We start from the raw sequence: 17898 nt of genomic DNA on the forward strand, positions 1-17898 counted from the left end.
ATCATACAGCGTTACAACCTGCTGTCAACTGCCTTTTTCACCGCTGCCGATCAGATGACCGAAGCACTTCCGGAACCTTTCCAAACAATCAACTCATTGATATTCAAGGAGTTTTTCGTTCCGATGTCGCTGGAAGTGGGGCGCATTATAAGGGGATCTGAAACCCCGTCAACCGTTTATTTCATAAAACCTTCAGATTGTTGAAAAGCAAAGCGGGGCGGCCTGCCGGCCGCCCCGCTTCTTTCTATCTATAGCGCGTGTTACAGCACACCTGCGCCCCGAAGCCCCTGCACCGCTTCCCCACTCAGCCCCAGCACATCCATCAGCACCGCCTCGGTGTGCTCCCCCAGCAATGGAGGCGCATGGCGATACTCCACCGGCGTCTCCGACAACCGGATCGGGCTGGCCACCTGCGGCACGCTGCCCGCCAGCGGATGTGGAACATTCACCGCCAGCCCACGCGCCAATACCTGTGGGTCCTGGAACATCTGCGCCAGGTCATTGATCGGCCCGCATGGCACACCCGCCTTCTCCAGCTCTGTGACCCATTCAGCCGTGGTCTTGAACACCGTCGCCTGACGAATCAACGGAATCAGCTCGGCCCGGTTGGCTACCCGTTGCTTGTTGGTGGCAAAGCGCGGGTCATCCGCCCAATGAGCCTGCCCCGCTACTTCAGCGAACTTGCGGAACTGACCATCGTTACCCACTGTAAGGATGAAATTGCCATCCGCCGTCGGGAAGTCCTGGTAGGGCACGATATTGGGGTGCGCATTGCCCAACCGCCGTGGCGGGTTGCCAGTGGTGAGGTAGTTCATCGCCTGATTGGCCAGGCAGGCCACCTGCACATCCAGCAACGCCATATCGATATGCTGGCCTGTCCCCGCCTGATCACGATGCGCCAAGGCCGCAAGAATCGCCACGGTGGAATACAGCCCGGTCAGGATGTCAGTGAGTGCCACCCCCACCTTCATCGGCCCCGCGCCCTCCTCTCCCTCCGGGCGCCCGGTCAGGCTCATCAGGCCGCCCAGCCCCTGGATCATGAAGTCATAGCCAGCACGCTTGGCATATGGCCCGGTCTGGCCGAAGCCGGTGATCGAGCAATAGATAAGCTTCGGGTTGATGGCCTTCAGACTTTGGTAATCCAACCCGTAGGCTGCCAGCCCGCCCACCTTGAAGTTCTCGATGACGATATCCGACTTCGCCGCCAGCTCGCGCACCAGGCGCTGGCCTTCGGGCTGAGTGAAGTCGATGGTCACCGAGCGCTTGTTACGGTTGGCCGATAAGTAGTAGGCCGCCTCGCTGGTATTCTCGCCCTGGGCATCGCGCAGGAAAGGCGGCCCCCAGGAGCGGGTGTCGTCACCTGCGCCGGGGCGCTCCACCTTGATTACATCCGCCCCAAGGTCGGCAAGGATCTGGCCGGACCAGGGGCCGGCCAATACCCGGGAAAGATCCAGCACCCGCAGATGGGAAAGCGCGCCCATGGCCTGGCTCCTCTATTAATAGAACGCCTGGATGCCAGTCTGTGCGCGCCCAAGGATCAGCGCATGCACGTCGTGAGTGCCTTCATAGGTGTTGACCACCTCGAGGTTGACCAGGTGGCGGGCGACGCCGAACTCGTCGGAAATGCCATTGCCACCCAACATGTCCCGCGCCAGGCGAGCAATGTCCAGGGCCTTGCCGCAAGAGTTGCGCTTCATGATTGAGGTGATCTCGACCGCCGCGGTCCCTTCGTCCTTCATCCGGCCCAGGCGCAGACAGCCTTGCAGAGCCAGGGTAATCTCGGTTTGCATGTCAGCCAGCTTCTTCTGGATCAACTGGTTGGCAGCCAGCGGGCGGCCAAACTGCTGACGATCCAGGGTGTATTGGCGAGCGGTGTGCCAGCAGGCCTCGGCGGCACCCAGCGCACCCCAGGAGATGCCGTAGCGGGCCGAGTTCAGGCAGGTGAACGGGCCTTTGAGGCCGCGCACATCGGGGAAGATGTTCTCTTCCGGCACAAACACGTTGTCCATGACGATCTCGCCGGTGATCGAAGCACGCAGGCCGACTTTGCCATGGATTGCCGGAGCACTGAGGCCGTCCCAGCCTTTCTCCAGCACGAAGCCACGGATATCGCCGGCATCGTCCTTGGCCCAGACCACGAACACATCGGCGATCGGGCTGTTGGTGATCCACATCTTGCTGCCGCTCAGACGATAACCACCGTCGACCTTGCGGGCGCGGGTGATCATCGAGCCCGGGTCGGAACCATGGTTGGGCTCGGTCAGGCCGAAGCAGCCGATCCATTCGCCACTGGCCAGCTTCGGCAGGTACTTCTGCTTCTGTGCCTCGGTACCGAACTCATTGATCGGCACCATGACCAGCGACGACTGCACGCTCATCATCGAGCGGTAGCCGGAGTCGATACGCTCCACCTCGCGGGCGATCAGGCCGTAGCAGACGTAGTTCAGGCCACTGCCGCCGTACTGCTCGGGAATGGTCGCGCCAAGCAGGCCGACTTCACCCATCTCACGGAAAATCGCCGGATCCGTCTGTTCATGACGGAACGCCTCCAGCACACGGGGCGCCAGCTTGTCCTGGGCGAACTGATAGGCGCTGTCACGGACCATGCGCTCTTCTTCAGTGAGCTGCTGATCCAGCAGCAGCGGGTCGATCCAGTTGAAGCTTGCCTTGCCAGCCATGTGCGGATTCCTCGAAAGATGGGAACGAATTGTTGTGCTGGATTGATCCTAGGCCTGTTTGGCGTGAGGGACAAACGAGGATTGCGCACCGTTTAGTGATATTTTCTCACTTCGTAATCATCCAAATGCCCTGCTCAACGCCTGACATGTGAGGTTCACGTACATGCGCCGAAAGATTCCCAGCACCACCGCCCTGGTCTGCTTCGAGGCGGCCGCACGTCACGAGAGCTTCACCAAGGCCGCCCAGGAACTGGCCCTGACCCAGGGCGCCGTCTGTCGGCAGATCGGCAGCCTGGAGGCCTTCCTCAATGTCGAGCTGTTCCGTCGCTCGCGCCGGGGCGTGAAACTGACCGAAGCCGGGCTCTCCTACAGTCGCCAGGTAACCGCACAGCTGGATGCGGTGGAGCGCGACACGCTTTCGGTGATGCGCCAGCAAGGCGCCAATGTGATCGAACTGGCGGTAGTGCCGACCTTCGGCACCCAGTGGCTGCTGCCGCGGCTGAAAGACTTCCAGCAGCGTCACCCGGAGGTCACGGTCAACCTGACCAACCGCACCCGCCCCTTCCTGTTCGCCGACACGCCCTTCGATGCCGCCATCTACTTCGGCGACGCCGACTGGTCGGGCACCCAATCCCACCGACTGATGGGCGAGAACCCCGTGCCGGTGTGCAGCCCTTCCCTGCTGGAAGAGCAAGCCAGCCTCGACGCCCAGCGCATTGCCGACTTGCCACTGCTGCAGCAGACCACCCGCCCTTATGCCTGGCGACAATGGTTCGACGGCTTGGGGATGAGCGTCGAACGCGACATGACCGGCCCGCGCTACGAGCTGTTTTCGATGCTCGCCCAGGCCGCCATGCATGACATGGGCATTGCGCTGATTCCACCGTTCCTGATCCAGCGCGAGCTGCAGGAGGGCCGACTGGTGGTCGCTAACAGGCATGCCCTGACCAGTGACAAGGCCTACCATCTGATGATCCCCGAGCGGAAGGTCGAGTCCGCCTCGCTACGAGCGTTCCGCGACTGGCTGGTGGCGCAGGCGCAACGATACACCGCCACGGAATAGGGTGAAGCGGGCAAAGCTGACCCCGTAGTCAATTATTTTTAACACCTACAGATATATGGATTTGTCGCAAATTCGTAATCTGTTCCGTTCACCCTGAAAAACATAGCAACCCTAGTTACTGCGCGGGTTTGCAGCTGATTTTGCGACATTCAGCAAACTGAGAACGAAAATAGCGGATTTTTTTTCAAATTTTCTCCTAAGCTCCGCATAGCGCGTGCTTGACGGGTTTAGGGCAAATCGTTGCGACATACGGTCACAGGGTGACTTGTAGTTTTGACTTCGTTTCGCTTCAGAACCGGTTGAAGGCCCTCGGGTTCGTCTGCAAAATGCCTCCCCCGCCCCGGATCCGGCGGGGTCGTGCTCTACGACCACCCAGCCGCACCACCCGAAGTGCGCTGGTTCCTATAAAGACAAAAGGTCACCGCAGGAGACAAAGTCGTGCACATTGGTGTTCCTCTCGAGACGCAGACGGGTGAGACAAGGGTCGCCGCGACCCCGGAAACCATCAAGAAACTGGTTGGCCAGGGCCATCAGGTCACCGTGCAACGGGGGGCAGGACTAAAGGCCAGCATTCCGGACAGTGCCTATGAGGCCGTTGGCGCCAACTTGGGCGAAGCCGCCGACGCCTTCGGCGCGCAACTGGTGCTCAAGGTGGTCGCGCCCAGTGACCAGGAGTTGGCGCTGATCAACAGCGGCAGCCTGCTGGCAGGCATGCTCAACCCGTTCAACAACGAACTGATCGCCAAGATGGCCGAGCGCGGCATCACCGCCTTCGCCCTGGAAGCCGCACCGCGCACCTCACGCGCGCAGAGCCTCGACGTGCTGTCGTCCCAGGCCAACATCGCCGGCTACAAGGCCGTGCTGCTGGCCGCCCACCACTACCCACGCTTCATGCCCATGCTGATGACCGCCGCCGGCACCGTAAAGGCCGCCCGCGTGCTGATCCTCGGTGCCGGCGTGGCCGGCCTGCAGGCCATCGCCACGGCCAAGCGCCTGGGCGCGGTGATCGAGGCGTCCGACGTGCGTCCGGCGGTAAAGGAGCAGATCGAGTCACTTGGCGCCAAGTTCATCGACGTGCCCTACGAGACCGACGAGGAACGCGAGTGCGCCGAAGGCGTGGGCGGCTACGCCCGGCCAATGCCGGCCAGCTGGATGCAGCGCCAGGCCCAGGCCGTGCACGAGCGAGCCAAGCAGGCGGACATCGTCATCACCACCGCGCTGATTCCCGGACGCAAAGCGCCGACCCTGCTCAGCGCCGAGACCGTGGCGCAGATGAAACCCGGTTCGGTGGTCATCGACCTGGCCGCAGCCCAAGGCGGCAACTGTCCGCTGACCGTGGCCGACCAGGTGGTGATGGAGAACGGCGTGACCCTCGTCGGCCCGACCAACCTGCCGGCCCAGGTCGGTGCCGACGCCTCGGCGCTGTACGCGCGCAACCTGCTCGACTTCATGAAGCTGCTGTTCGACAAGGACGGCAACCTGGTCATCAACCTCGAAGACGACATCGTCGCCGCGTGCCTGATGTGCCGCGACGGCCAGGTCGTGCGCAAGAACGGCTGAGGAGCACGACAATGGAAGACATGCTGATTTCCCACGGCATCTACAACCTGATCATCTTCGTGCTGGCCATCTACGTGGGCTACCACGTGGTGTGGAACGTCACCCCGGCCCTGCACACACCGCTGATGGCAGTCACCAACGCCATTTCCGCGATCGTCATCGTCGGCGCCATGCTGGCCGCAGCGCTGACCGTGACCCCGGCCGGCAAGATCATGGGCACCCTGGCCGTGGCGCTGGCCGCGGTCAACGTGTTCGGTGGCTTCCTGGTCACCCGCCGCATGCTGGAAATGTTCAAGAAGAAAACCAAGAACGAGGCGCAGAAGTAAGCATGAGCATGAATCTGGTAACGCTTCTGTACCTGGTCGCCTCGGTCTGCTTCATCCAGGCGCTCAAGGGCCTCTCGCACCCGACCACTTCGCGGCGCGGCAACCTGTTCGGCATGATCGGCATGGGCATCGCGATCCTCACCACGGTGGGCCTCATCTATAAGCTTGGGGCTGAGCTTGCGACAGCGGGTATCGGCTACGTGATCGTCGGCCTGCTGGTCGGTGGTACCGCGGGTTCGATCATGGCCAAGCGCGTGGAGATGACCAAGATGCCCGAGCTGGTCGCGTTCATGCACAGCATGATCGGCCTGGCCGCGGTATTCATTGCCATCGCCGCCGTGCTCGAACCACAGTCGCTGGGCATCGTCGCCGCCATCAGCGACCCGATCCCCACCGGCAACCGCCTCGAGCTGTTCCTTGGCGCGGCCATCGGCGCCGTCACCTTCTCAGGTTCCGTGATCGCCTTCGGCAAGCTGTCGGGCAAGTACAAGTTCCGCTTGTTCCAGGGCGCACCGGTACAGTTCGCCGGCCAGCACAAGTTGAACCTGATCCTGGGCCTGGCGACCATCGCCCTGGGGCTGCTGTTCACCTTCACCGGCCACTACAGCGCCTTCACCCTGATGCTGGCCCTGGCCTTCGTCATGGGCGTGCTGATCATCATCCCGATCGGCGGCGCCGACATGCCGGTGGTAGTGTCGATGCTCAACAGCTATTCGGGCTGGGCAGCAGCCGGTATCGGCTTCTCGCTGAACAACTCGATGCTGATCATCGCCGGCTCCCTGGTCGGTTCCAGCGGCGCGATCCTCTCGTACATCATGTGCAAGGCGATGAACCGTTCGTTCTTCAATGTGATCCTCGGTGGCTTCGGTGCCGACGTCGATGCCGGTGCCGCGACGGGTTCGAAAGAGCAACGCCCGGTGAAATCCGGTTCGGCCGACGACGCCACGTTCCTGCTGAGCAACGCCGACAGCGTGATCATCGTCCCGGGCTATGGCCTGGCGGTGGCCCGCGCCCAGCACGCGCTCAAGGAGCTGACCGAGAAGCTGACCCACAACGGCGTGACCGTGAAGTACGCGATCCACCCGGTGGCGGGACGCATGCCCGGGCACATGAACGTGCTGCTGGCCGAGGCCGAGGTCCCGTACGACCAGGTTTTCGAGATGGAAGACATCAACGCCGAGTTCGGCCAGGCCGACGTGGTGCTGGTGCTGGGCGCCAACGATGTGGTCAACCCGGCGGCGAAGAATGATCCGAAGTCGCCGATCGCCGGCATGCCGATCCTCGAGGCCTTCAAGGCCAAGACCATCATCGTCAACAAGCGCTCCATGGCCAGCGGCTATGCCGGCCTGGACAACGAATTGTTCTACCTGGACAAGACCATGATGGTGTTCGGTGACGCGAAGAAGGTCATCGAGGACATGGTCAAGGCTGTGGAGTAGGTCCAACGAGCATCGCGACCGCTTGTACAAGACAAACCCCGGGAAGCCATTTCCGGGTTTGTCGCATTTGCCTGATCCAGATCAACGGCTCTATTTCCGGGCCGCTCATACGACCATGGTCGCGGGACGGCACCGGGCGAAATCTCTAGACTGCGCTTCCAGTAGCTTCAGTAGCCTGAGATAACAATCCATGTACCGTGATCGTATCCGCTTGTCCTCCCTGCACAGCAAGGTAATGAGTGCGGCTGACGCCGCTGGCCTGATCGAGGACGGCATGACCGTCGGCATGAGCGGCTTCACCCGCGCCGGCGAAGCCAAGGCCGTGCCCCACGCACTGGCCGAGCGCGCCAAGCAGTCGCCGCTGAAGATCAGCCTGATGACCGGCGCCAGCCTGGGCAACGACCTGGACAAGCAACTGACCGAAGCCGGCGTACTCGCCCGGCGGATGCCGTTCCAGGTCGACAGCACCCTGCGCAAGGCCATCAACGACGGCAAGGTGATGTTCATCGATCAGCACCTGTCGGAAACCGTCGAGCAGTTGCGCAACAAGCAACTGACCCTGCCGGACATCGCGGTCATCGAAGCGGTGGCGATCACCGAGCAAGGCCATATCGTGCCGACCACCTCGGTGGGCAACTCGGCCAGCTTCGCGATCTTCGCCAAGCAGGTCATCGTCGAGATCAACCTGTCGCACAACGCCAACCTTGAAGGCCTGCACGACATCTACATCCCGACCTACCGTCCGACCCGCACGCCGATCCCGCTGGTGAAGGTAGACGACCGCATCGGCAGCACCGCGATCCCGATCGACCCGGCGAAGATCGTCGGCATCGTCATCAGTGACCAGCCGGACTCGCCGTCCACCGTGCTGCCGCCCGATCATGAGACCCAAGGCATCGCCGACCACCTGATCGCCTTCCTCAAGGGCGAGGTGGATGCCGGCCGCATGAGCAACAACCTCGGGCCGCTGCAGGCCGGTATCGGCAGCATCGCCAACGCGGTGATGTGCGGCCTGATCGAGTCGCCGTTCGAAAACCTGACCATGTACTCCGAAGTGCTGCAGGATTCGACCTTCGACCTGATCGACGCCGGCAAGCTGAGCTTTGCCTCGGGCAGCTCGATCACCCTGTCGAGCCGCCGCAATGCCGATGTGTTCGGCAATCTGGAGCGCTACAAGGACAAGCTGGTGCTGCGTCCGCAGGAGATCTCCAACCACCCTGAAGTGGTGCGTCGCTTAGGGATCATCGGCATCAACACGGCGCTCGAGTTCGACATCTACGGCAACGTCAACTCGACCCACGTCTGCGGCACCAGGATGATGAACGGCATCGGCGGCTCGGGCGACTTCGCCCGCAACGCCCACCTGGCGATCTTCGTCACCAAGTCGATTGCCAAGGGTGGTGCGATTTCCAGCGTGGTGCCAATGGTCAGCCACGTCGATCACACCGAGCATGACGTGGACATCCTGGTGACCGAGGTGGGCCTGGCCGACCTGCGCGGCCTGGCGCCGCGCGAGCGCGCCCGGGTGATCATCGACAACTGCGTGCACCCGGACTACCGCGCCGCGCTCAACGACTACTTCGAGCGCGCTTGCCAGCGTGGCGGGCATACCCCGCATATCCTGCGCGAGGCGCTGAGCTGGCACGAGAACCTGGAAGAAACCGGGCGCATGCTGGCGGGTTGATCCAAAGGCAACAGGGCGCCGCTGACGCGGCGCATCGCCGGCAAGCCGGCTCCACAAGAACGGCGCAACACCTGTGGGAGCCGGCTTGCCGGCGACTGGGCCTAAAGGGTCTGCACCAAACCCGGGGTGGGCACCTGCAACAGGTACTCGATCAACGCCTCCACCGGCAACGGCCGACTGACCAGGAAGCCCTGCACCTGGTCGCAACCGAACGCCCGCAGCAGCGCCAGTTGCTCCTCGCTCTCCACCCCTTCTGCCACCACCTCCAGGTTGAGGTTGTGCGCCAGGTTGATCATCGCGTGTACCAGCTTGGCATTCTCTTCGCGTTGCTCCATGCCGCCGACGAAGCTGCGATCGACCTTCAACAAGGTGATCGGCAAGCTGTTCAGGTGCACGAACGATGAAAAGCCGGTGCCGAAGTCATCCAGCGAGAAGCGCACACCCAGCCGCCCGAGGGCATCCATGGTCTGGCGGACCAACTCGTTGCGGCGCATGACCGCCGTTTCGGTCAGCTCGAACTCCAGCCAGCGCGCATCGACCCCGTGCTCGACGATCAGCCGGCTCAGGGTTGCCAGCAACTGACTGTCCTGGAACTGGCGAAAGCTCAGGTTCACCGCCATGTGCAGCGGCGCCAGACCGCGTTCGCGCAGGGCCTGCATGTCACTCAGGGCCCGCGAGATCACCCAGTAACCCAGTGGCACGATCAACCCGCTCTGCTCGGCCAACGGCACGAACTCGCTGGGCGCCAGCAGGCCGCGCTCGGGATGGTTCCAGCGCACCAGCGCCTCGAGCCCGACGATACGCCCGTCGACAAGGTTCAGCCGCGGCTGGTAGTGCAGTTCCAGCTCGTCGCGGCGCAGGGCGCGGCGCAACTCGCTTTCCAGGTCGGCGAGGCTGCGGGCGTTGCGATTGATACGCTCATTGAATACGTGGAAGGTGCAGCCCTGGCTGCCCTTGGCCTGGCGCATGGCGATATGGGCGTGCCACATCAGCGGGTCGGCGCCCGCCTGGGCGCGGGCATGGGCGATCCCCAGGCTGCAGCCGAGCAGCAGGCTCTCGCCGTCGACCCAGTAGGGCTCGGTGAGCGCCTCGGTGATGCGCTCGGCCATCCACTCGGCGCGGTTGGGGTCACGCCGGGTGTCGATCAACAACGCGAACTCGTCGCTGCCCAGGCGCGCCAGTTGGTCGCTCGCCTCCAGCTGGTGCTTCAAGCGGGCGACCACCTGCAGGATCAGACGATCGCCGCCCTGGTGACCGAGGGCGTCGTTGACATGGCGGAAGTTGTCCAGGTCGAGATGACCAAGGGCCAGGCCGCGGCCTTCGTTCTCGGCCAGCCGCGCGGTCAGCAGGGCCTGGAAGCCCTGGCGGTTGGCGATGCCGGTCAGCGGGTCTTGTTCGGCCAGGCGCTGCAGGGTGGCCACCAGTACGCCGCGCTCACGCACGTGACGCAGGGAGCGACGCAGCGTGTCGGTAGTCAGTTGCGCCAGCACCAGCCAGTCGCTGGCGCCCAGCGGCGCGCTGGCCGGTTCCTGCTCGAGCAGCAGGATCGTCGGCAGCTCGCAACGCCCCGGCGCGGGCTGCAGCTCGGGCGTGGCCAGCACCACGGCCTGACGGTCGTTGGCGAACAGGCTGTCCACCGCCGCCCAGTTCGGCGCGGTCAGCAGCACGACGCTGCCACCCATAGGTTGCAAGCAGTCGCGCAGGTGCACGGCCCACTCCGGCTCATCAGCCAACAGCAGCAAACGCAGGGGTTCGACAGGCGTGGACAAGCGGGCTCCTTAGATGTGGGCGGTGGAACGGCGAGCGCGAGCAATCCTACCCGATTAATTGGAAATGATTTTCACTTTTAGTCATTGCCCGTCCCTGGCCACCATCCCGACGCAATCTGACGTGCATCCTGCGCGAAAGTAGCAGATGCGGCAAATCCGATTCGCGCCCTGCATCACAACGTCAGACGGTCGCGCATTAACCACCCCATGCCTGCTAGAATGCGCGGCTATTTTCTGGTTACCCCCGGTTTCTAGCATGTCCCGACTCAATCCCCGGCAACAGGAAGCCCGCGACTACGTCGGCGGCCCTCTTTTGGTGCTCGCCGGTGCAGGCTCCGGCAAGACCAGCGTGATCACGCGCAAGATTGCCCACCTCATCCAGAACTGCGGCATCCGCGCCCAGTACATCGTCGCCATGACCTTCACCAACAAGGCCGCGCGCGAGATGAAGGAGCGAGTCGCCACCCTGCTGCGTCCGGGGGAAGGCCGGGGCCTGACCGTGTGTACCTTCCACAACCTGGGCCTGAACATCATCCGCAAGGAGCATGACCGCCTGGGCTACAAGCCGGGGTTCTCGATCTTCGACGAGTCCGACATCAAGGCGCTGCTGTCGGACATCATGCAGAAGGAATACTCCGGCGACGACGGCATCGACGAGATCAAGAACATGATCGGTGCCTGGAAGAATGACCTGATCCTGCCGCCCGAGGCCCTGGAAAAGGCGCGCAACCCGCGCGAGCAGACCGCGGCCATCGTCTACACCCACTACCAGCGCACGCTCAAGGCGTTCAACGCGGTGGACTTCGACGACCTGATCCTGCAGCCGGTCAAGCTGTTCCAGGAACACCCCGACGTGCTCGAACGCTGGCAGAACCGCGTGCGCTACCTGCTGGTGGACGAGTACCAGGACACCAACGCCAGCCAGTACCTGCTGGTGAAGATGCTGATCGGCATGCGCAACCAGTTCACCGTGGTCGGCGACGACGACCAGTCGATCTACGCCTGGCGTGGCGCGCGCCCGGAAAACCTGATGCTGCTCAAGGAGGACTACCCCTCCCTGAAGATCGTCATGCTCGAGCAGAACTACCGCTCCACCAGCCGCATCCTGCGCTGTGCCAACGTGCTGATCGCCAACAACCCGCATGCCTTCGAAAAGCAGCTGTGGAGCGAGATGGGCGTGGGCGATGAGATCCGCGTGATCCGCTGCAAGAACGAGGAGGCCGAGGCCGAGCGCGTGGCCATGGAAATCCTCACCCTGCACCTGCGCACCAACCGCCCGTACAGCGACTTCGCCATCCTCTACCGCGGCAACTACCAGGCCAAACTCATCGAATTGAAGCTGCAGCACCACCAGGTGCCGTACCGCCTGTCCGGCGGCAACAGCTTCTTCGGCCGCCAGGAGGTCAAGGACCTGATGGCCTACCTGCGCCTGCTGGTGAACCCCGACGACGACAATGCCTACCTGCGCGTCATCAACGTGCCGCGCCGCGAGATCGGCTCGACCACGCTGGAAAAGCTCGGCAACTATTCCACCGAGCGCGGCATCTCGATGTACGCCGCCAGCGAGGAGATGGGCCTGGGCGAGCACCTCGACGCTCGCTACACCGAGCGCCTGCAGCGCTTCAAGCACTGGCTCGACGGGGTACGCCACAAAGTCGCCCTGGACGACCCGATCGCCGCGCTGCACGAGATGATTCGCGACATCGACTACGAGAACTGGATCCGCCAGCAGACCGCCAGCGACAAGGCCGCCGAGTTCCGCATCAGCAACGTCTGGTTCCTGGTCGAAGCGCTGAAGAACACCCTCGAAAAGGACGAAGAGGGTGAGATGACCATCGAGGATGCCATCGGCAAGCTGGTGCTGCGCGACATGCTCGAGCGCCAGCAGGAAGAGGAAGAGAACGCCGAAGGTGTGCAGATGATGACCCTGCACGCCTCCAAGGGCCTGGAATTCCCTTACGTGTTCATCATGGGCATGGAGGAGGAGATCCTCCCCCACCGCTCGAGCATCGAGGCCGACACCATCGAGGAAGAACGCCGCCTGGCCTACGTGGGCATCACCCGCGCGCGCCAGACCCTGGCCTTCACCTTCGCCGCCAAGCGCAAGCAGTACGGCGAAATCATCGACTGCACACCGAGCCGGTTCCTGGATGAACTGCCGCCGGACGACCTGGCCTGGGAAGGTCTGGACGATGCTCCCGTGGAAGTGAAGGCCGCGCGCGGCAACAACGCCCTGGCCGATATCCGGGCAATGCTCAAACGCTGATCAACCATTATTCTTAAACTTTGCCGCTATTTGCGGCCACCTTTGCTACATCGAGGAAAAAAAAAGTGGAAGCACTGCATCAGAAGATTCGCGAAGAAGGCATCGTGCTTTCCGACCAGGTACTCAAAGTCGATGCGTTTCTCAACCACCAGATCGACCCGGCGCTGATGCAGCTGATCGGTGACGAGTTCGCTCGCCTGTTCGCCGACTCCGGCGTGACCAAGATCGTCACCATCGAAGCGTCGGGCATTGCCCCAGCGGTGATGACCGGCCTGAAGCTCGGCGTGCCGGTGATCTTCGCCCGCAAGCACCAGTCGCTGACCCTGACCGAGAACCTGCTGACTGCCTCGGTGTACTCCTTCACGAAGCAGACCGAGAACACCGTGGCCATCTCGCCGCGCCACCTCAACAGCAGCGACCGCGTGCTGGTAATCGACGACTTCCTGGCCAACGGCAAGGCGTCCCAAGCGCTGATCTCGATCATCAAGCAAGCCGGCGCCACCGTGGCCGGCCTGGGCATCGTCATCGAGAAGTCGTTCCAGGGCGGCCGCGCCGAGCTGGACAGCCAGGGCTACCGCGTCGAGTCGCTGGCCCGGGTGAAGTCGCTGGAAGGTGGCGTGGTCACCTTCATCGAGTAAGCCTGTACCGACCTCATCGCCGGCAAGCCGGCTCCCACAGGTACCGCACAAGGTCAAAGCCCTGCGGTACTCCTGTGGGAGCTGGCTTGCCGGCGATTGGGCTGCAAAGCAGCCCCGGCAATCTTTCAGGTCGCCGCCAAGCCCGCCAGCAGCAGCCGCTGGTACAACTCCTCCTTCAGCCCCTGTGGCTCCCCCAGCCCCATGCGCGCCAACTGCGCTGCATAGGCCTCGGGCGCCGGCGCATCCAGCGCCGCCTTGCCCAGTTCCAGCACCTCGCTCAGCTTGAACTTGCTCTTGAGCCAATTCAGCGCCCGCAACAAGTCACGCTCCTCGGCTGTGAAATCGCTGCCCAGCGGATACTCCGGGAACAATCGCGCATGCCGCGCGCGGGTTGCCTCCAGGCGCTCGGGAGTGTTGTCGGCATAGCGCGCATCCAGCACGAAATCCTTCGCCAGCTTGCCCGCCGCCTTGGCTCGCTCCATCAGCTCGCGCTGAAAACGTGAGTCGCTGATCGCCAGCAACCGCGCGATCACCTCGCTGTCGGTCTGCCCGCGCAGGTCGGCGATGCCGTATTCGGTGATCACGATGTCTCGCAAGTGCCGAGGTATGGTGCAGTGACCGTAGGTCCAGTAAAGGTTGGAGGTCACCTCGCCACCGGCCTCGCGCCAGCTACGCAGCAACAGGATCGAACGACCGCCCTCCAGCGCATGGCCCTGGGCCACGAAGTTGTACTGCCCGCCCACGCCGCTGAGCACCCGACCATCTTCGAGCTGGTCGGCGACACCGGCACCCAGCAAGGTCATGCCGAATACCGTATTGATGAAGCGCGCATCCCGGCGCTGACGGCGCTTGCGCTCTTCCTGGCCGTACAGCTCGTTGATGTAGCTGATGGCGGTCATGGCGAAGCGTGCGCGCTGCTCCAGCGGCATCTCGCGCAGGCGCTGGTAGAACGCCCGTGGGCCAAGGAAGAAGCCGCCATGAATCAGCACGCCGTGCTCATCGGCCGGGCGGCGCACCACCCCGGCTTCAGCCAGGGCAAGCAACCCGTTGACGAACATTTCGCTGCAGCCATACAGCCCTTGGGCGAAAGTATCCAGCCCTCCTTCCCGCTCGATCAGTGCCTGCCATGGGCCGATATCCAGCTCATCGAGCAGCGCACGATAGCCTTCGTTGTCGCCCTGGCGCGCCAACAGCGCCGCCGCCACCGCATCGCCCATGGCACCGATGCCGATCTGCAGGGTGCCGCCGTCGCGCACCAGAGTGCTGGCATGCAGGCCGATGCAATGGTCCTGGGTGTTCACCGGCATGTTTGGCGTGGAGAACAACCGGCGTCGCTCGGGCTGATCGATCAGCAGGTCGAACTGTTCCAGGCCCAGCTCGGAGTCCCCGGGCATGTATGGCAGTTGGTCATGGACCTGACCAAGCAGCAGGATGGTCTCGCCCTCAGCGCGGCGTCGGGCGATCATCGGCAGCAGGTCGAGGGTGATGTCGGGGTTGCAGGCCAGGCTCAGGTGATCGGGCCGCTCGGGCGTGCAAGCCACCAGTTGTGCGATCAGGTTCAAACCCTTGGCGTTGATGTCGCGGGCGGCGTGGCTGTAGTTGCTGCTGACGTACGCCTGCTGGGCCGTGTCGCTGTGCAGCAGGCTGCCGGGCTGCATGAAGAACTGCTCGACGCGGATGTTCGGCGGGAGCCGGTCGGCACGCAGGTCGGCCAGATAGGTGAGCTCTTCGTAGTCGGCGAACACACGCTCGACGAAGGGCTCGAGGAAACGACGCTGCAGACCGTCGCCCAGCGCGGGCCGGCCCAGGGACAGGGCGGTGTAGATCGTCAGCCGGCGCTCGGGAAGATCGCGAACCCGCGCGTACAGCGCGTTGACGAAGGCGTTGGGTTTGCCCAGGCCAAGCGGCAGGCCCATGTGGATATGGCTGGGCAGTCGGGCCAGGGCCTGTTCGACAGCCTGGTCGATGGAGCAGCGATACATCTGGGCCTCCTGAGTCATCCGTGGGTTCAGGGATTGGACACAAGTCGCAGCGGGTTGGTTGCCTGCACCGCCCCCGCAATAGGGCTACCGGCCCAAAAACAAAAGCCCGCCATCAGAGGCGGGCTTTATACAAGTCAGGTCCGGCTCACAGCCCGGACATCTTCTTGATCGCACCCTTCAGGTCATCATCCGAGCAATCGGCGCAGGTGCCCTTCGGTGGCATGGCGTTGATCCCGGTGATGGCCTTGGCCAGGATGCCATCAAGGCCGCCCTGGTGGTCGGCACGCTCTTTCCACGCGGCGGTGTCACCAATCTTCGGCGCATTCAGCAGGCCGGTGCCATGGCAGGCATTGCAATGCTTGGCGATGATCTCGTCCGGCGTCTTGGCACCGCCGCCACCGGCACTGGCGGCCACTTCCATGCCCTTGCATTCCTGGCCCTGGACGCACACCTGGCCGACCGGCTCGAGACGCTTGGCGATGTCGTCGTTGGTTGCAGCGGTTGCGCTCATTGCCCAAAGGGCGAATACGGCTGCTGGTACGGCCAGCATCTTCTTGATTTGGTTCACGCGAACACCCTCATGGTGGCTAATCACGCCCGCGGCCACGGAATTGCGAGCGTTGAAAAGTATAGCGGGAACCTGGAAGGCGTGAAACGACCACACTCAGGGAAAGGGTATTGACCCTTCAATGCACTGCGCTGGATCAAAAGTTCGACGGGGTGGCCGCGCTGATCAGCCGGGCCGGCTCCTCGAACGGGTTGCGGAAGCGGTGCGGGCGGGTGCTTTCGAAGTAGTAGCTGTCACCGGCCTCGAGGATGAAGATCTCGGTGCCGACCACCAGTTCCAGGCGACCTTCGAGAAGAATGCCGGTCTCTTCGCCATCATGGGTGAGCATTTCCGCCCCCGTGTCGGCGCCCGGCGGGTAGACCTCGGTCAGAAACGCGATGGCGCGATTGGGGTGCGATTTGCCGACCAATTTCATGGTCACCGCGCCATCGGAGATGTCGATCAGCTCGTGCGCCTTGTAGACGATCTGGGTTGGGCTTTCGGGCGCGAGTTCCACTGAGAAGAACTCGACCATGGACATGGGGATACCGCTGAGCACTTTGCGCAGGGAGCTGATCGACGGGCTCACGCTGTTCTTCTCGATCATCGAGATGGTGCTGTTGGTCACCCCCGCGCGCTTGGCGAGTTCGCGCTGGGACAGGCCCTTGAGCTTGCGGATGGCTTGCAGTCGTTCACCGACGTCCAAAGCTTGCGCCTCCAGAAACGGTCGAGGTTGGGGGAGTGTGAACGATATGATGGCAATGCCGTTCAGTATTTACAACACACAGCCCCGCAGCCTGTCCGCTTCAGCGCCTTATTCGCCGATATAGTCCAGCGGCACGCGCTTGAGATTGCAGAAGATCTGGTACGGAATGGTCCCGGCCTGCATGGCCACGTCGCTGGCCAGCACTTGCTTGCCCCACAACTCGACCGGGCTGCCGATAGTGGCCTCGGGCACGTCTGTGAGGTCGACGCAGAGCATGTCCATCGACACGCGGCCAATCAGCTGGGTGCGCTTGCCGGCCACCACCACTGGCGTGCCAGTAGGTGCCTGGCGCGGGTAGCCGTCGGCATAACCCATGGCGACCACGCCGACCCGCGTCGGCCGAGGGCTGACGAACTTGGCGCCATAGCCCACAGGCTCGCCGGCGGGCAGCTCGCGCACGCTGATGATGCGTGATTGCAGGGTCATCACTGGCTGCAGACGAGCAGCCTCGGCCTGCTCCACTTCGAACGGCGTGGCGCCGTAGAGCATGATGCCCGGACGCACCCAGTCGCTCTTGATGCTCGGCCAGCCCAGCACGGCCGGCGAGTTGCGCAGGCTGCACTCGGCGGCCAGCCCCTGGCGGGCGGCCTCGAACACGGCGACCTGCTGTGCGGTAGCGGCGGCGTCGAGCTCGTCGGCGCGGGCGAAGTGGCTCATCAGTACGATGCGCGAGACCTTGCCGCTGGCCAGCAGGCGCTGGTAGGCGTCGGCGTAGTCCTTGGGGTGCACGCCGACACGGTGCATGCCGGTGTCCATCTTCAACCAGACGGTCAGCGGCTTGTGCACCGAGGTCTTCTCGATCGCTTCCAACTGCCATGGCGAATGCACCACGCACCACAGATCATGTTCGGCGATCAGCGCCAGCTCGCTGGCCTCGAAGAAACCTTCGAGCAATAGTACCGGTGCCTTGATGCCCGCCGCGCGCAGCTCCAGGGCCTCCTCGATGCAGGCTACGGCAAAACCGTCGGCCTCGGTTTCGAGCGCCAGTGCGCAACGCACCGCGCCATGGCCATAGGCATCGGCCTTGACCACGGCCAGGGCCTTGGCGCCGGTCAGCTCACGGGCCAGGCGGTAGTTGTGTCGAAGGGCTTGGAGGTCGATCAGGGCACGGGCGGGACGCATGGCGGCAGCCTTCTGGCAGTTCTGGTTATCGATAAAGCCCCGGCGCGGCAAGTGGGGG

The 17898-nt window shown here is 63.5% G+C and carries 15 protein-coding genes; 8 read left to right on the plus strand and 7 right to left on the minus strand.

Features of this window, described 5'->3' with window-relative positions; translation table 11 throughout:
• Positions 1 to 204 (plus strand): hypothetical protein (locus ACVWY1_RS24310; RefSeq protein WP_457378854.1); only part of this gene is annotated, 204 nt, incomplete at its 5' end.
• A gap of 56 nt (positions 205 to 260) precedes the next feature.
• On the opposite strand, the gene ACVWY1_RS24315 is transcribed toward ACVWY1_RS24310, so the two are convergent.
• Both ACVWY1_RS24315 and ACVWY1_RS24320 read right to left on the minus strand, forming a co-directional pair.
• Positions 261 to 1481 (minus strand): CaiB/BaiF CoA transferase family protein, encoded by a 1221-nt coding sequence (locus ACVWY1_RS24315; protein ID WP_457378855.1) that lies wholly within the window; start codon positions 1479 to 1481, stop codon positions 261 to 263.
• A gap of 15 nt (positions 1482 to 1496) precedes the next feature.
• On the minus strand, positions 1497 to 2678 hold the full coding sequence (locus ACVWY1_RS24320) for an acyl-CoA dehydrogenase (protein ID WP_023630017.1): 1182 nt from the start codon (positions 2676 to 2678) through the stop codon (positions 1497 to 1499).
• A 163-nt stretch (positions 2679 to 2841) separates the two neighbouring features.
• Here ACVWY1_RS24320 and ACVWY1_RS24325 point away from each other — a divergent pair, with 163 nt between their 5' ends.
• From ACVWY1_RS24325 to ACVWY1_RS24345, 5 genes are all read left to right on the plus strand, one after another.
• Positions 2842 to 3741, plus strand: a complete 900-nt coding sequence (locus tag ACVWY1_RS24325; protein WP_457378856.1) for a LysR family transcriptional regulator — start codon at positions 2842 to 2844, stop codon at positions 3739 to 3741.
• 438 nt (positions 3742 to 4179) lie between these two features.
• Positions 4180 to 5301 (plus strand): Re/Si-specific NAD(P)(+) transhydrogenase subunit alpha, encoded by a 1122-nt coding sequence (locus ACVWY1_RS24330; protein WP_277502443.1) that lies wholly within the window; start codon positions 4180 to 4182, stop codon positions 5299 to 5301.
• An 11-nt stretch (positions 5302 to 5312) separates the two neighbouring features.
• Positions 5313 to 5627 (plus strand): NAD(P) transhydrogenase subunit alpha, encoded by a 315-nt coding sequence (locus ACVWY1_RS24335; RefSeq protein ID WP_139674901.1) that lies wholly within the window; start codon positions 5313 to 5315, stop codon positions 5625 to 5627.
• Positions 5628 to 5629: 2 nt separating this feature from the next.
• Positions 5630 to 7066 (plus strand): NAD(P)(+) transhydrogenase (Re/Si-specific) subunit beta, encoded by a 1437-nt coding sequence (locus tag ACVWY1_RS24340; RefSeq protein WP_023631271.1) that lies wholly within the window; start codon positions 5630 to 5632, stop codon positions 7064 to 7066.
• Between the two features lie 190 nt (positions 7067 to 7256).
• On the plus strand, positions 7257 to 8750 hold the full coding sequence (locus ACVWY1_RS24345) for an acetyl-CoA hydrolase/transferase family protein (protein WP_110696747.1): 1494 nt from the start codon (positions 7257 to 7259) through the stop codon (positions 8748 to 8750).
• 101 nt (positions 8751 to 8851) lie between these two features.
• Here the strand turns inward: ACVWY1_RS24345 and ACVWY1_RS24350 are convergent, their stop codons facing one another.
• Positions 8852 to 10519 (minus strand): putative bifunctional diguanylate cyclase/phosphodiesterase, encoded by a 1668-nt coding sequence (locus ACVWY1_RS24350; RefSeq protein ID WP_457378857.1) that lies wholly within the window; start codon positions 10517 to 10519, stop codon positions 8852 to 8854.
• 256 nt (positions 10520 to 10775) lie between these two features.
• Between ACVWY1_RS24350 and rep the strand changes: the two genes are divergently transcribed.
• Positions 10776 to 12785, plus strand: coding sequence for a DNA helicase Rep (gene rep, locus ACVWY1_RS24355; protein ID WP_277502441.1), 2010 nt, complete (start codon positions 10776 to 10778; stop codon positions 12783 to 12785).
• Positions 12786 to 12850: 65 nt separating this feature from the next.
• Positions 12851 to 13423, plus strand: a complete 573-nt coding sequence (gene xpt / locus ACVWY1_RS24360) for a xanthine phosphoribosyltransferase (RefSeq protein WP_028689919.1) — start codon at positions 12851 to 12853, stop codon at positions 13421 to 13423.
• A gap of 125 nt (positions 13424 to 13548) precedes the next feature.
• Here xpt and ACVWY1_RS24365 read toward each other — a convergent pair whose 3' ends face one another.
• The 4 genes from ACVWY1_RS24365 to alr all read right to left on the minus strand — a co-directional run bounded on the left by ACVWY1_RS24365 (position 13549) and on the right by alr (position 17840).
• Positions 13549 to 15405, minus strand: coding sequence for an acetyl-CoA hydrolase/transferase C-terminal domain-containing protein (locus ACVWY1_RS24365; protein WP_457378858.1), 1857 nt, complete (start codon positions 15403 to 15405; stop codon positions 13549 to 13551).
• Positions 15406 to 15550: 145 nt separating this feature from the next.
• Positions 15551 to 15955 carry a c-type cytochrome gene (locus ACVWY1_RS24370; RefSeq protein WP_038707641.1) on the minus strand — a complete coding sequence of 135 codons (405 nt, stop codon included), beginning with the start codon at positions 15953 to 15955 and terminating at the stop codon, positions 15551 to 15553.
• A gap of 154 nt (positions 15956 to 16109) precedes the next feature.
• Positions 16110 to 16658: a cupin domain-containing protein gene (locus ACVWY1_RS24375; RefSeq protein ID WP_023629132.1), complete on the minus strand. Its 549-nt coding sequence runs from the start codon at positions 16656 to 16658 to the stop codon at positions 16110 to 16112.
• 108 nt (positions 16659 to 16766) lie between these two features.
• Positions 16767 to 17840: an alanine racemase gene (alr, locus tag ACVWY1_RS24380; protein WP_110696753.1), complete on the minus strand. Its 1074-nt coding sequence runs from the start codon at positions 17838 to 17840 to the stop codon at positions 16767 to 16769.
• Positions 17841 to 17898: the final 58 nt, after the last annotated feature.

The sequence above is a fragment of the Pseudomonas sp. TE6288 genome, from assembly GCF_054062095.1.

What these genes read in the sequence shown, in the direction of transcription:
- ACVWY1_RS24315 (WP_457378855.1), bottom strand. Translation starts at nt 1,481, where the DNA reads ATGGGCGCGCTTTCCCATCTGCGGGTGCTGGATCTTTCCCGGGTATTG.
- ACVWY1_RS24320 (WP_023630017.1), bottom strand. Translation starts at nt 2,678, where the DNA reads ATGGCTGGCAAGGCAAGCTTCAACTGGATCGACCCGCTGCTGCTGGAT.
- ACVWY1_RS24325 (WP_457378856.1), top strand. Translation starts at nt 2,842, where the DNA reads ATGCGCCGAAAGATTCCCAGCACCACCGCCCTGGTCTGCTTCGAGGCG.
- ACVWY1_RS24335 (WP_139674901.1), top strand. Translation starts at nt 5,313, where the DNA reads ATGGAAGACATGCTGATTTCCCACGGCATCTACAACCTGATCATCTTC.
- ACVWY1_RS24340 (WP_023631271.1), top strand. Translation starts at nt 5,630, where the DNA reads ATGAGCATGAATCTGGTAACGCTTCTGTACCTGGTCGCCTCGGTCTGC.
- ACVWY1_RS24345 (WP_110696747.1), top strand. Translation starts at nt 7,257, where the DNA reads ATGTACCGTGATCGTATCCGCTTGTCCTCCCTGCACAGCAAGGTAATG.
- rep (WP_277502441.1), top strand. Translation starts at nt 10,776, where the DNA reads ATGTCCCGACTCAATCCCCGGCAACAGGAAGCCCGCGACTACGTCGGC.
- ACVWY1_RS24365 (WP_457378858.1), bottom strand. Translation starts at nt 15,405, where the DNA reads ATGTATCGCTGCTCCATCGACCAGGCTGTCGAACAGGCCCTGGCCCGA.
- ACVWY1_RS24370 (WP_038707641.1), bottom strand. Translation starts at nt 15,955, where the DNA reads ATGCTGGCCGTACCAGCAGCCGTATTCGCCCTTTGGGCAATGAGCGCA.
- alr (WP_110696753.1), bottom strand. Translation starts at nt 17,840, where the DNA reads ATGCGTCCCGCCCGTGCCCTGATCGACCTCCAAGCCCTTCGACACAAC.